Annotated in this window: 14 protein-coding genes; 2 read left to right on the top strand and 12 right to left on the bottom strand. The window is 45.0% G+C overall.

All coding sequences use genetic code 11. The features are described 5' to 3' along the window. Positions 1 to 12: 12 nt before the first annotated feature. From rimI (A9176_RS03910) to A9176_RS03870, 9 genes are all read right to left on the bottom strand, one after another. Positions 13 to 423, bottom strand: a complete 411-nt coding sequence (rimI, locus tag A9176_RS03910) for a ribosomal protein S18-alanine N-acetyltransferase (RefSeq protein ID WP_077282160.1) — start codon at positions 421 to 423, stop codon at positions 13 to 15. Continuing rightward, on the bottom strand, positions 398 to 955 hold the full coding sequence (rimI, locus tag A9176_RS03905; RefSeq protein ID WP_077282159.1) for a ribosomal protein S18-alanine N-acetyltransferase: 558 nt from the start codon (positions 953 to 955) through the stop codon (positions 398 to 400). Before rimI (A9176_RS03905) ends, rimI (A9176_RS03910) begins: the two co-directional genes overlap by 26 nt. Beyond that, positions 939 to 1,649 (bottom strand): tRNA (adenosine(37)-N6)-threonylcarbamoyltransferase complex dimerization subunit type 1 TsaB, encoded by a 711-nt coding sequence (gene tsaB / locus A9176_RS03900; RefSeq protein WP_077282158.1) that lies wholly within the window; start codon positions 1,647 to 1,649, stop codon positions 939 to 941. The genes rimI (A9176_RS03905) and tsaB overlap by 17 nt, the downstream gene beginning before the upstream one ends. A 52-nt stretch (positions 1,650 to 1,701) precedes the next feature. Beyond that, a complete protein-coding gene (gene ptsP, locus A9176_RS03895; protein WP_077282157.1) occupies positions 1,702 to 3,417 on the bottom strand; it encodes a phosphoenolpyruvate--protein phosphotransferase in 1,716 nt (571 codons plus the stop codon). Positions 3,418 to 3,419: 2 nt separating this feature from the next. Then, a complete protein-coding gene (locus A9176_RS03890) occupies positions 3,420 to 3,689 on the bottom strand; it encodes a phosphocarrier protein HPr (protein ID WP_010006425.1) in 270 nt (89 codons plus the stop codon). A 252-nt stretch (positions 3,690 to 3,941) separates the two neighbouring features. Continuing rightward, on the bottom strand, positions 3,942 to 4,949 hold the full coding sequence (locus A9176_RS03885; RefSeq protein ID WP_077282156.1) for an L-threonylcarbamoyladenylate synthase: 1,008 nt from the start codon (positions 4,947 to 4,949) through the stop codon (positions 3,942 to 3,944). Between the two features lie 38 nt (positions 4,950 to 4,987). After that, positions 4,988 to 5,995 carry a peptide chain release factor N(5)-glutamine methyltransferase gene (gene prmC / locus A9176_RS03880; protein WP_077282155.1) on the bottom strand — a complete coding sequence of 336 codons (1,008 nt, stop codon included), beginning with the start codon at positions 5,993 to 5,995 and terminating at the stop codon, positions 4,988 to 4,990. 2 nt (positions 5,996 to 5,997) lie between these two features. After that, positions 5,998 to 7,071, bottom strand: a complete 1,074-nt coding sequence (gene prfA / locus A9176_RS03875) for a peptide chain release factor 1 (RefSeq protein WP_077282154.1) — start codon at positions 7,069 to 7,071, stop codon at positions 5,998 to 6,000. Between the two features lie 101 nt (positions 7,072 to 7,172). Next, positions 7,173 to 7,778 (bottom strand): thymidine kinase, encoded by a 606-nt coding sequence (locus A9176_RS03870; RefSeq protein ID WP_055307443.1) that lies wholly within the window; start codon positions 7,776 to 7,778, stop codon positions 7,173 to 7,175. Positions 7,779 to 8,002: 224 nt separating this feature from the next. Between A9176_RS03870 and A9176_RS03865 the strand changes: the two genes are divergently transcribed. Together A9176_RS03865 and A9176_RS03860 are read left to right on the top strand one after the other, a co-directional pair. Continuing rightward, positions 8,003 to 9,361, top strand: a complete 1,359-nt coding sequence (locus tag A9176_RS03865) for a Mur ligase family protein (protein ID WP_077282153.1) — start codon at positions 8,003 to 8,005, stop codon at positions 9,359 to 9,361. Continuing rightward, positions 9,361 to 10,092: a type 1 glutamine amidotransferase gene (locus A9176_RS03860; protein ID WP_068851648.1), complete on the top strand. Its 732-nt coding sequence runs from the start codon at positions 9,361 to 9,363 to the stop codon at positions 10,090 to 10,092. The genes A9176_RS03865 and A9176_RS03860 overlap by 1 nt, the downstream gene beginning before the upstream one ends. A 46-nt stretch (positions 10,093 to 10,138) precedes the next feature. Here the strand turns inward: A9176_RS03860 and A9176_RS08805 are convergent, their stop codons facing one another. The 3 genes from A9176_RS08805 to A9176_RS03850 all read right to left on the bottom strand — a co-directional run bounded on the left by A9176_RS08805 (position 10,139) and on the right by A9176_RS03850 (position 13,132). Then, positions 10,139 to 10,312, bottom strand: a complete 174-nt coding sequence (locus tag A9176_RS08805; RefSeq protein WP_198150938.1) for a hypothetical protein — start codon at positions 10,310 to 10,312, stop codon at positions 10,139 to 10,141. 60 nt (positions 10,313 to 10,372) lie between these two features. Then, positions 10,373 to 12,217, bottom strand: coding sequence for an APC family permease (locus tag A9176_RS03855; RefSeq protein WP_029509519.1), 1,845 nt, complete (start codon positions 12,215 to 12,217; stop codon positions 10,373 to 10,375). Between the two features lie 192 nt (positions 12,218 to 12,409). Continuing rightward, on the bottom strand, positions 12,410 to 13,132 hold the full coding sequence (locus A9176_RS03850; RefSeq protein ID WP_077282152.1) for a gamma-glutamyl-gamma-aminobutyrate hydrolase family protein: 723 nt from the start codon (positions 13,130 to 13,132) through the stop codon (positions 12,410 to 12,412). Between the last annotated feature and the right edge of the window lie 14 nt (positions 13,133 to 13,146).

The raw sequence follows: 13,146 nt of genomic DNA, 5'->3' as shown, positions 1-13,146 counted from the left end.
CTTGGTAACCACTTACATTTTCCTTTCCATCATGATCGCGGCATGACCATTTTTATAATATTTCTCACGGCGATGATAAGGTGAAAAGCCCATCTTGTCATACAGCCGAATCGCTTGATGATTTAACTCGTCGACTTCCAATAAAAATCGGGCAACATCCGGCAAAGCCAACACGGTTGTTAATAGTGCTTGCGCAATACCTTGCCGTTGATAATCTGGTTGGACCGCGATACTGCTAATTTCAACTTCATCTAATATCTGGGTAATCCCAATAAAACCACCAGTCGTTACAAAATAACGACTGCGAGGACTTGTGAGTTCATGTTCAAAGACTGTTTTTGGCCAAGGAGACGGTTGAAAGGCCGCTTGGGCAATACGATAGATGGTTTCACTGTCTTCAATTGTTGCTGGTTGAATTTTCAAGTTGTTTCACCATTGACACGGCATCTTCATGATCACCGAAATAATACCCTTTTTTGATACCTGTTTGTTTAAAGCCTAATCGTTGGTATAAGGCAATCGCCCCATGATTAGAAGCGCGTGCTTCTAACGTCATGGTTGCAACCCCGACTGCAGTCGCAAATTGATGAATCTCTGACAAAATGGTTGTGCCTAAACCATGACTTTGCCAAATTGGAACAACCGCAATATTGGTAATATGCATATCACGCTGATCTCTTTGATAGGCAACCCCAGCAAAGCCAATAACTTGCTGGTGACGCTCAATCACTAAGTAGAGGCGAATATGTGGCCGCGACAATTCGCTAAGAAAGTCACGCAATACCCACGGCGCGACACCAGCATAAACTGCTTCCTCAATTCTAACCAATGTGTCAATATCAGCGATTGTGGCGCGACGTAACACAAAGTCATATCCACTGACTGTCATCGTCTTGGTCACAAATCGCGGTAAGGCAATCGGTAATTTAGGTTGGTGATTAAACTTCAAAAACATAATTTTCGGGATTATCCTCACCAGGATGCGCAGCAAGCCAGTTCAACTCCGCCTGGGTTTTCCTTAAATAATTAGGATTAAAGTGCGCCACATCAGCGACAGGTTGCGCTTTGAGACCGAGTGTAACAATGCCATGCCCGTCAGGTAAGCTGTCAGCGGGTGTTAAAATCGTCGCTCGGTCACCAAATGCCGCCTGTAACGTGGGCACAAATTCTGTGGTTTCTCCCACAAAAGTAATTGGCTCATCACGTGTCTGCAGCCAAGTTACCAAATGATCGATTGGTTGATGTGCATCAGCTAATACAGCACTATCATTTAAATAAACGCCCGCAAAAACATTATTATTGCGCGCATTAAACAGTGGTACTACTAAACCAGGATTGGTCACTTGCGCAGCCAACACGGCTAAGCTAGAAACACCTACAAGCTCGGCTTGCAACGTGTTAGCTAACATTTTAGCAACAGTCACACCAATTCTAAGCCCAGTAAATGACCCTGGTCCTTGGGCAACCACAATGCGGTCAATATCACTGAGCGCCCATTGTTGTTCAGCCAGCGTTGTTTCAATGGCTGGCAATAACTGAATCGAATGATTCCGCGCTTCATTCGTTGTGAACACGCGTCGTACGTTATTATCTTCCGCCAAACTCACCGTGAGTGGTTGGTTACTTGTATCAAAGGCTAAAATCTTCATAGGTTATATTTTAACACAAAAAGACCGCCAATCGGCGGTCTTAAAACTTGTTCTAGTCAATTGCTGATTCAACTAATGCAATGACTTCGTCATTTGTTTCGGCATCCAAAGCTTTTTCAGCCAACAACTTCATATCAGCAGTATTCAACTGCTTCATTAATGCACGTGTTTGCAAAATAGATGGGGCACTCATTGAGAATTCATCCAAGCCCATACCCATCAACAATGGGACAGCGATTGGATCACCAGCCATTTCACCACACATTGCAACAAACTTACCTTCTTTATGAGCGGCAGTAATCACATTGTTGATCAAACGCAAAATCGATGGGTTATAAGGTTGATACAAATAAGCAACCTTATCGTTACCACGATCTGCAGCCATTGTATAACCAATCAAATCGTTGGTACCAATTGAGAAGAAGTCCAATTCCTTAGCAAACTTATCAGCCAACATGGCAGCAGCTGGAATTTCAATCATGATACCTAACTTGACATCACCCATTGCTACACCAGCTTCTTCAAGCTTGGCACGTTCTTCTGTATAAATTTGCTTTGCGGCACGGAACTCAGGCAATGTGGCAATCATTGGGAACATAATCCACAAATTACCAAAAGCTGAGGCACGTAGCAACGCACGGAGTTGTGTCCGGAAAATTTCTGTTTGATCCAAAGAAATACGGATCGCACGATAACCCAAGAATGGGTTTTCTTCTTCTGGTAACTTCCAGTAGCTCAAGTGCTTGTCGCCACCAATATCCATGGTACGTACTGTCACTGGCTTACCAGCCATCTTTTCGACAACAGTCTTATAAGCTTCAAACTGTTCTTCTTCAGTTGGCAAGTGATCTGATTCCATGTATAGGAATTCAGTACGATACAAACCAATGCCTTCAGCACCATTTTCCAAAACGGCAGGCATGTCTTTTGGTGAACCAATGTTGGCACCCACGACAAATGTCTTACCATCGGCACTAACTGATTGTTGATCTTTCAACAAGGCCCATTCAGCACGTTGTGCTTGATAATCAGCCGCCTTTTGTTGGTAACTGGCCAATGTGTCGGCATCTGGGTCGACAATCACATCGCCCGTCAAGCCATCAACAATCACCATGTCACCAGCTGCCACTTCTTTTGTGGCAATTTCAGTTCCCACGACAGCTGGAATTTCCAACGTCCGTGCCATGATTGACGCATGCGCTGTACGACCACCCAAGTCAGTTAAGATACCCTTAACAAAGTTGCGGTCAAGTTGTGCTGTATCTGAAGGTGTCAAGTCTCTTGCAACCAAGACCACTTCTTCATCAATCAATGCTGGATTAGGCAAAGCCACATTCAACAAGTGAGATAAGATACGCTTCGTCACATCACGAATATCTGCTGCACGTTCTTGCATGTAGGCGTTATCTGTCATGGCTTCAAACATGCTGATATACATATCTGTCACTTCTTTAACAGCTTGTTCAGCATTGACCTTGTCATCAGCAATCTTTTGCTTAAATGCGCCAGACATTTCAGGATCAGCCAAAACCATCAAATGCGCTTCAAACACTTGGGCTTCTTCTTCACCAAGGTTTTCAGCAGCTTTTGTCTTAATAAGTTCCACATCTGCACTAGCAGCCTTCAAAGCATCGTCGACACGAGCTTGTTCAGCTGTCACATCTGTAATTGTTGTCTTTGAGAAAGACAAATCTGGGTCAACTAACAAGTAGGCCTTTGCAATTGCAATACCATTACTTGCCGCGATTCCTTTGAAGTTCTTAGCCATTATTATTCAGCAAGTCCTTCTTTTTCCATTGCTTCAGTGATGGCAGCCATTGCTGCTTCTTCATCATCACCTTCAGTCTTGATTGTCACATCGGCACCTTGACCAACACCAAGTGACATCACACCCATGATTGACTTCAAGTTAACATCCTTGCCTTGGTATGACAAAGTAACGTCTGATGTGAACTTTGAAGCTGCTTGTACCAACAATGTTGCTGGACGTGCGTGGATACCTGTTTCTGCTACGATATGGAATTCTTTTGATTGTGTCATGATTATTTTCTCCTTTTTAGCTGTGAATCAGCTTCTGATAATAGTGTATCAAAGCGCTTACAAAATATCAAGTAAAATGCCCGGTTAAACCTTGATATATCAAGCCCAATCGCTAAAAATGCCGGTCTCATCGCGTTTGTGATGTAAACGTTTACATGTTTTCCGTGTGACTTTTCAGTAAACGTTAAGCATCTGGGTGACGTGCACGACATTTACCACAAGTTCAACACAAAAAGCACCGATCCGGTGCTTTTAAATCGTAAATTCTTGGTTGCCTGCTGCTTTAGCTAAGCGATTATTATACGCTTTACCAATCCCAATGGGTGGCATTTTTTCGACATAAATCGTCGCCACTTCTGGCGTCTCATCATAAAAACGTAATCCCGCAAAAAGCTGTTCGGTCGCACTTTCAAGTGTTTCCCCCAACGACCACGTTTGCGTCATTGGTAACTGCAATGTTGCCAACGTGTCATCTTGAGCCATGACAACATCTTGGGCTGTCAGGGTTGGTCGCAGCGCCAAAGCATCTAAACGATCAAACATGACCACTGTTTTATCCGGCGCATAGTGACGATACTTCATCCCCGGTGCTTTTGGTGTGACGTGACTCGCCACTGATGTCGTGCTAGTGGCATCAAACACTGGTTGTTGAAGAACGGCTTCTAATTGTTGTTGCGTCACGGCTCCTGGTCGTAAAATGGTTGGCGTGGCCGTTGACATATCAATCACCGTGGATTCAACGCCTACTTCAGTGGGGCCATCATCCACAATGGCTGCAATCCGACCTTGCATATCATGCCAAACATGTTGGGCCGTGGTTGGTGACGGTTTGCCGGACGTATTGGCACTGGGGCCAACAATCGGTACCCCGGCTGCACGAATCACAGCACGCGCTGTTTCATTGGCAGGCAAACGGAAAGCCACCGTTTGCAACCCGCCAGTCACCAACATCGATACCTGATCTGGTTTAATGGGCATGATAATTGTCAAAGACCCCGGCCAAAATGCGGTCATCAATTGCCGAGCTGCTTCAGAAATCGTGACAAAGGGTGTCAACTGTTCAACGTCTGCAACGGTCATAATAAGCGGATTATCTGCTGGCCGATTTTTCGCCAAAAAGACTTTTTTCACCGCCGCATCATTAGTAGCATCTGCTCCTAATCCGTAGACTGTTTCTGTTGGAAAAGCCACCACTTCACCGGCTTTTAATAACGCACCCGCCCGTTGCACATCTTGAGTTGTTAGTAATTCTGTCTCCATAATAATCCTACCGACGTCAGACACACGCGACGTCTATTTTATCCTTTCACCACACGCACCATACGATCTAAGCCTGCGAAATCTTTTTTCAAGGTTACCGTCGCATCAGGTAGCGCTTGTTGCATCATGGCTACTACCGCCGGGCCTTGTTTGTAGCCAATTTCAAAATAAGCACGCCCCTGTGCCGTCAAATGTTGTGCCAAACCAGCCGCAATCTTAGCATAAATGGCTAAACCATCTTGGTCGGCAAACAACGCCAGTTGTGGTTCAAACGCCAAGACACTGGCGTCCATTTCTGCTTCATCAGTCCGCGCAATATACGGCGGATTGCTGACGATAATATCAAAAGTTAAATTCGCAACGCCTTGGAAAACATCACTTTCCACGAAGTGTAACTGATGCAAGCCAAAGCGCTGCGCATTACTTTCAGCCACGGCCAAGGCATCAGGTGAAATATCGGCGGCAAACCCCTTAACGCGTGGATTTTCAAGCATTAACGTCTCAATAATTGCGCCTGAACCCGTCCCAATATCCAACACAGAAACTGGTGCACCTTGGGTGCCACTGGCATCTTGTAAAATCCATTCTACGAGTTGTTCAGTTTCTGGTCGGGGAATTAAAACACGTTCATCCACCATAAATTCCCGCCCATAAAAAGGTGCATGACCCAAAATATATTGTGGTGGTTTGTTTTGGGTTAATTGCGCCACCCACTTTGGCCAAACAGCTGCCAGCGCTGCTGGCATTTGCCGTGATAGATTGGCCCGTAAATAACCGTAATTAATGTCTAAGGCGCCCGTTAACAAAAAGTCCACGTTATCTTTAGCATCAGCTTCTGGCATCCCCGCCTGCGTGAGTTCTAAAACTGCCCATTTGCGTGCTTCGAGTAATGACAACTTCACTTGCGCTGGGGCAGTTGGTTTGACCTGATCATCCCACTCGTACCAACGTGGTTGGGTCAACTTAGCAGGTGAATTTGAGCGTTTGTGCGTGGTCTGATTAGGTTGTTGAAATTGTTTTGGGGTTTCAAATTTTTTTTCTGTCATTGTTAGGCGTTATTGAGTTCAGCGAGCTTAGCTGTTTGATCCGCAATGATTAACGCATCAATGACTTCCCCTAATTCACCGTTCATCACGCGATCCAACTTGTTTAATGTCAAACCAATGCGATGATCCGTGACGCGGTTTTGTGGATAATTGTATGTCCGGATACGTTCTGAACGGTCTCCAGTCCCAACGGCAGACTTACGCTGTTCGGCATAGGCGGCTTCATTTTGTTGTGCGTAAAAATCATACACACGACTGGCCAGCAACTTGCGCGCCTTATCACGGTTTTTAATTTGCGTCCGTTCTTCTTGCATTTTCACCATGATACCAGTTGGCTTGTGAACCAAACGAACTGCCGTTGACACTTTGTTGACGTTTTGACCACCAGCACCACCTGAACGGAAGAATTCTTCTTCCAAATCAGATTCAGCCAATTCAAAATCAATGTCTTCAAATTCAGGCATCACACCCACCGTCGCCGTTGATGTGTGAACACGCCCTTGCGTTTCGGTTGATGGGACACGCTGTACACGGTGCGCACCTGATTCAAACTTTAACTTCGAGTACACATTATCGCCAGTAATCATCACAGCGACTTCCTTGTAGCCGCCAACTTCAGTCGTAGATTCATCAATAATACTCAATGTCCAGCGTTGCTTTTCGGCGTAACGACGATACATGTCTAACAAGTCAGCGGCAAATAATGAGGATTCATCTCCACCAGCAGCCCCACGAATTTCCATGATAATGTTTTTATCATCATTGGGATCTTTCGGTAACATTAAAATTTTCAATTGGTCTTCCAATTGCGCTTTTTCTGGCTTTAAGTCGGCTAAATCTTCTTTCGCTAATGGTGCCATTTCGGCATCATCGAGTAATTCTTCTGCTTCTTGAATTTCTTGAATGACTTGTTGGTAACGGGTATAGACTTCAACCGTCTCACGCATTTCTCCCGCTTCTTTTGACAAGGCCATATATTTTTGGCCGTCACTTGCCACTTCTGGGTCGGCTAATTGTTCGTTAAGTTCATCATAACGATCAACAACCGTTTGTAATGATTGAAAAATTGGATTCATCGTTCACTCTCCTCTTCACAGTGGTACACCAACTGTTTAACTTAGCTACTGTACCCTGTCGTTATTGTGATAATTTATGTTGAAAAAATAGCGTTCCGGCTTTACTTATCCACAGGAAACATCTCGGCAATTTTAGCCAAATCGGGCACGTACCAATGATGACGGCAGGTTGGAATATAAGCTTCATCGCCACCAATAAAGAGCTGTTCCCCAGAACGTTGTGGCTTACCGTCAACAATCCGTAATTGCGTTGTCGCTTTTTTACCGCAAAACGAGCAAATCGTCTTCATTTCTTCCAGCTTATCAGCCATTTCGATGAGTCGTTTTGACCCTTCAAACAAGTGATTAAAGGCATCTTGTTTTAAACCAAATGCCATCACTGGGATATGGAGATGATCCACGACTTTGGCTAATTGATCCACTTGTGTTGCGGTTAAAAATTGCGCTTCATCAATCAAGGCCACGGCAAGGTTGTCGCTTTGCTTGGCCTTAATTAAGTCATACAAGTCATCCGTTGGCTTAATCGCTAAAGCTTCGCGCGACAAACCAATCCGACTGGCCACAACGCCCACACCGGCACGGGTATCCACAATCGGCGTCATTAACAACACTTGACGTCCCTGTGATTCATAATTATGCGCAACTTTCAGGATTTCAATTGATTTACCTGAACTCATTGCCCCATATTCAAAAAATAATTGTGCCATCATCATCCCGTGTCCCGAGTTGCCTCAGTTTATGACACGTCGCCTCCTGAAAAGTTTGTTTGCTGACTTATTTTGTCACTCCTTCCTATTATAACAAATGCCAAACGATAACAGGCGCTTTTTCACACCAGAACACAGGTCGATTAGCTTTTTTAACATTTCATCAAAAATTCCCATCTCAAGGCTACGCGTGGTAAAATGATAATCATGAAAGTGGGGACATTATGACACTTAAAAGTACAATTGCACGCGCGACTGCTAAAAGCGCCTATTGGTTTTTGCATGACGTGATGCACCGTGGTGGCACAAGTCTACCCGGCAAAATCGCGGTCGCAATCGACCCAGATATTCTCAAATCAATCCAACAGAATTTCGACCTTGTGGTGGTGACTGGTACAAACGGTAAAACGTTGACTACTGCCCTCATCACGCGCGTCTTACAAGCTGGTGGCTATGAAGTTATCACCAACCCATCCGGTTCTAACATGATTCAAGGGATTACCGGCACATTGGTGACGACACCAGTCAAGCCTTCTCCAAACGGTAAAAAGCCCGTGGCCGTCTTGGAAGTCGATGAAGCCAACGTTGAAAAAATCACCTCAGCAATCAAGCCAAAAATGTTTGTGCTCACAAACATTTTCCGAGACCAACTTGACCGCTACGGCGAAATCTATACAACGTATGATAAAATCATCGCCGGCATTCAGCATGCACCCGAAGCGACAGTATTAGCCAACGGTGATTCACCAATCTTTACCCGTGGTGATTTCCCAAACAAGCGCCAATATTTTGGCTTTAATCATATCCAACCGGCCGATTACCAACCACAAGTGGCGCCAATCAACACTGATGGGATCTTATCACCGACCGATCATTCTGTCTTACACTATGATTTCATCACGTACGCCAATCTTGGTCAGTATTTTAGTGTCACCGATGATTTCAAGCGCCCACCATTGGCCTATCAGGTGACCGAAATTGACGAATTGACCCCAACTTATTCAACTTTTAGCATTGACGGAACACCGCTTCGCATTGAAATTGGCGGGCTCTACAGTGTTTATAATGCCCTAGCTGCTTATGCTGTTGGCCGTGAATTTGGTGTAACGCCTGAACAAATCAAGACAGCTTTTGAATCAAATGCACAGATTTTTGGCCGTCAAGAAGCCATTCATGTTGATGGCAAGGATGTCACAATCGTCTTGATTAAAAATCCAGTTGGGACCAATTCTGTCATTGATATGATGCGGACCGAAACGGCTGATTTCTCACTATTGGCGCTGTTGAACGCCAATTATGCGGACGGTATTGATACCAGTTGGATTTGGGATGCCGAGTTTGAAAAGCTGCATGACACCAAGCTCAAGGCCGTCGCTACTGGCGGTGAACGCTATCGTGATATTCGCGTGCGTTTGAAGATGGCTGGTTTTGCTGACCAAGCCGTCTATGAAGATTTGACCCAAGTGATTGATGCCATCAAAGCCTTACCAACCGATAAGGTCTACATTGCAGCGACTTATACGGCGATGCTACAACTTCGTGAACAACTTGGTGCAGCTGGCTATATTAAAGGAGGTTTCTAATGACCGAATACCAACTCAACGTTGCGCACCTTTATGGTAATCTGATGAACACTTACGGTGATTATGGTAACATCATTGCCCTCACCTACTATGCCAAGCAAATCGGCGTCGCTGTTGATTATCAATTGGTTTCACTTGGCGACGAATTTGATGACCAAGCCTTTGATTTTGTCTTGTTTGGTGGCGGACAAGATTACGAAGAAACGATTGTCGCCGAAGATTTACCTGCAAAAGCAACTGCCATCAAACACTACATCGAAAATGATGGGCCACTGCTGGCTGTTTGTGGTGGCTTCCAATTACTCGGTCATTATATGGTGATGGCCGACGGCACGCGTGTCGATGGCATTGGCGTCATGGATCATTATACGACCAATATGTATGATGACCAATTAACAGTATTATCCGGTAAGCGCCTCACTGGTAACATTGTGATTGAAAATAATGACACTGGTGAAAAATACCATGGGTTTGAAAACCACCAAGGTCGTACGTTCCTCGGCGAAGGTGAACGTGCCTTGGGTACTGTTATTTCTGGTAATGGTAATAATGGGATGGACAAAACTGAAGGTGTGATTTATCGCAATGTCTACGGCTCATATTTCCACGGCCCAATCTTTACACGTAATGGTAATTTAGCTAAGCGCGTTCTGGCAACGGCTTTGCAACGTAAATATCCTGACGTTGATTGGCAAGCCCGATTGGACGCAGTCCCAACTGAAAGTTTCTAATACAAAAAACTGCGGCAAACTGATGATGATCAGTTTGCCGCAGTTTTTATTTTTGCTTCGTTGTGGGCGTTTCCCTGTTTTGTGACGCCTTTTGTTGTTTTTTTACCCGATCGACTTCACGATGATACCAACGCATAATCAGAATTAAGCCACCCGTTGATATCATCATCGCAATGACGACCCAAATGAAAAACAGTATTAACTTCGTATCTTGTGTCATGATTGTTATCGGCATGCCAGCTCAAGCACATGCCACTCCTTATTGTTGCGCTATCTACCACTATTCTGATAGGTGATAATAATAGGTTGAGACTGAAATATCCGTCCGTGCGGCAAACGCCGTGCGCAGACGTAACGAGTTCTGGTTATGCAAAATATTTTGCCAAGGTTTTTTTGGCACGAATTGTGGTACCAAAACCGTGACTGAATGATTGCGCTTTTCCGCTTGTTTCACCACTGCATCCACGAAACTAGTGGCTGGCTTAACAATTGAGCGGTAAGACGAATGAATATCCACATAGCGGACATCAGGGAAATCCAACTTGAACTGCGTTGAGGTTTCCAATTCTTTTTTGGGATTTACATCAAAACTCACGTGCATCGCCACCACATAATCGCCAATGGATAGCGCATAATCGATCGCTTCGGTTGTCACTTTAGTGATATTTGATACCAAGACAATGACGGTCGCCCCATCATAATGATGCCGCACAGCATGTGAATTTTTCGCATAGGCTAAACGCAGTTGACGCGCAATGCTCGTATAGTGATGCTTAATTTTTAGGAACATGTACATGATAATGGGCATAATCAAAAGATATGGCCAAACATGTTCAATCCGCGTGGCAAACAACGTGACCACCAATACCGCTGAGATAAAGGCCCCAACAAAATTGATCAAGGCTTTCAGTACCCAGCGCGTTGGCTTCTGCCGCCACCAATGAATAATCATCCCCGACTGTGACAGGGTAAACGGTACAAACACACCGACCGCATACAACGGAATCAACGCATCTGTGGAACCATGGAAAATCAGCAACAAAATAATCGCGCCAAAAGCCAGTGATAAGATACCGTTAGAATAACCGAGGCGATCGCCTTTATCCATGTAGAGATGTGGCAAATATTTGTCGCGCGCCAAATTCAACGCCAACATGGGAAAAGCCGAAAAGCCCGTATTGGCTGCCACAGCTAGGATCAAAGCCGTGGCCAATTGAATAATGTAAAAGCCCATATTATGCCCGCCAAATGTTTTGGCAGCAATTTGGGACAAAACTGTTGAATGACTGTTGGGCACAATGCCATACCAATAACTCAAAAACGTGATGCCACCAAAGAATGTCGCTAAAATCAGTGCCATTAATGTGAGCGTTGTCGCCGCATGCCGTTCTTTTGGTGCCCGAAAGTTTGGTACCGCGTTAGAAATCGCTTCCACACCTGTCAAAGATGACGATCCACTTGAAAAGGCACGCATAAACAAGACCAATGATAGACCAGAAAAACTGGTTCCCACACGTGCCGCAGCATGATACGGCAATTGACCAGTGGCTGCCTGAAACACACCCCAGATAATCATGATTGCTAAGACAATGATGAAAAAGTAGACGGGAAACATCAGGAAATTCGCACTTTCCCGCAAACCACGCAAATTCATACCAGTCAGTAATACGACTACAAAAATCGAGAGCGGCACCACATAGGGATTTAACATTGGAATCGCTGCAGTGATGGCGTCAGATGCCGCCGATGCTGATACGGCAACCGTTAACATATAATCAACTAGTAACGATCCGCCGGCAACTAATCCCGCTTTCGCCCCCCAATTTTCACTAGCCACGGCATAAGCACCACCGCCTGAAGGGTATGCATGGATAATTTGTCGGTAACTCAAGACAATAGCTGCCAACAAAATCAAAACTAATAGCGCAATCGGCAGTTGCAACCACAGCGCTACAGCGCCCGCAGCGACCAAAGCAGCTGTAATGGATTCCGTCCCATAGGCCACTGATGATAAGGCATCAGATGACAGCAGCGCTAACGCTTTAGTTTTCGACAATGACTGGCCACCCTCATCTAACGTTTTGAGTGGTTTACCGATGATGATCTTTTTAATGTATTGAAACATGTTCTTCTCCAATGAACGTGATGTGCCAAAACGGCAACAATTAACACAACTAGCCAATGAGCGATCAGGTTCATCAACCTCATGTTTCACGCTAATGCCAGCAAGGTTTTAAAAACGCTGCAACATTACTCATCACATTTTACGCTATTTCATCGCGTAAAAAAAGCCGTTAATTTAACGACTTGCAAAATATTAGACGTTTTCAACTTTTGCAACAAAGGCATCAAAAACAGCTTGCACTGCATCGTCTGTCATACGGAGCATTTCCGGATGCCATTGCACAGCATAGATATGCCGTGTTTCATCTGAAAAGGCTTCAATAACACCATCCGAACTTGTCGCATCCAAAGTTAGCGATGGTGCCAATGTTTTCACTGCTTGATGATGAAAAGAGTTCACTAACGCATCAGGCGCTACGATCGGTGTTAACCAATTATCGCGTTGCCAAACCAAGCGATGTGTTGGCGTGGACCACTTCGTTGGGTATTGATCATGCTTTACACGAAGTTGTGCATATTGAGTGGCCAAATCTTGATAAAGCGTGCCACCAAGGCCCACATTGATCACCTGCGCCCCGCGGCAAATACCAAAGACGGGCTTGCCCACTCGCACGGCTTCGGCAAACAAGGCAAATTCAAACGCATCGCGATAACGATCAATTTCACCGATAGCTGGGATTGGTTCTTCACCGTAATAATCAGGGGTCACATCTTGCCCACCCGCTAACACCAAGGCATCGATACTTGCCACATAGTCAGCCGCCAGTTCTGGGGCACTAATTGGTAAAATCATGACCAATGCCCCTGCTTCTGTCAGGGCAGCGGTATAATTTTTTTGAATATAGTTCACATAATTCGTCCCAAATTTGGGGTTCGGATGAATGGCGTGGTTCCCAGTAATCCCAATCTTTTTCATAATAAACTCCTACG

This window comes from Leuconostoc garlicum (assembly GCF_001998805.1).
Classification (GTDB): domain Bacteria; phylum Bacillota; class Bacilli; order Lactobacillales; family Lactobacillaceae; genus Leuconostoc; species Leuconostoc lactis.
This window is presented reverse-complemented; position numbering and strand designations above follow the sequence as displayed.